At 43.7% G+C, this 892-nt stretch carries 1 protein-coding gene; it reads right to left on the bottom strand.

Going from position 1 to position 892, the window contains the following annotated elements; translation table 11 throughout:
* Positions 1-20 precede the first annotated feature (20 nt).
* The coding region (locus A3729_RS06055) for a microcin C ABC transporter permease YejB (protein WP_068633403.1) at positions 21-892 on the bottom strand (872 nt) is incomplete at its 5' end.

The following is an 892-nucleotide window of genomic DNA, read 5'->3' as shown; positions in this document are numbered from 1 at the left end:
GCTAGTATTAATCAACATCACTATTGCTCCCTGCTTGCAAAGTCAATTCGCGGGTCAATAAAGACGTATGTCAGGTCGCTAATGAGTTTTAGAATTAGACCAACCAGGGTAAATACGTAAAGCGTTCCAAACATAACCGGATAATCGCGGTTGAGTACAGCTTCGAAACCAAGCAGTCCAAGGCCGTCAAGCGAAAAAATTACCTCTATCAACATCGAGCCTGTGAAGAATATACCGATCAAGGCGCTAGGCATTCCTGCAATAACTATCAGCATGGCATTTCTAAATACATGTCCATATAAAATGCTTTTGTCTGTGAGCCCCTTAGCTCTGGCAGTCGTAACATACTGCTTGTTGATCTCATCCATGAAGGAGTTCTTGGTAAGCATTGTTAGAGTTGCAAAGCCACCTATAACGATAGCGGTAACTGGCAGTACTAGGTGCCAAGCATAATCCAGAATTTGCTCGCTTGTCGTCATGGTGTCAAAGTCTGGCGAGGTAAGACCGCGTAAAGGGAACCAGTCCCAGTATGTTCCACCAGCAAAGAGAACTATTAGGATAACGCCGAATAAGAAGCCAGGAATTGCGTAACCAACAATAATGACACTACTGGTCCAAAGGTCGAACTTGGAGCCGTCTTTGATCGCTTTTTTGATGCCGAGCGGGATCGATATAAGGTAGATGATCAGTGTTGACCAAAGACCAAGAGAAATTGATACCGGCATTTTTTCAAGGACTAAGTCGAGTACACTTTTGTCGCGGAAAAAGCTTTCGCCAAAGTCAAAAACAGCATAGTTTTTGATCATAATAAAGAAGCGCTCATAAGCTGGCTTATCGAAGCCATACATCTTTTCAATGCGCTCAATAAGCTCAGGGTCAAGGCCTTGAGCAC

The organism is Oleiphilus sp. HI0043 (genome assembly GCF_001634935.1).
The sequence above is the reverse complement of the archived record's forward strand: the minus strand, read 5'-3'. Positions and strand labels throughout refer to the sequence as shown.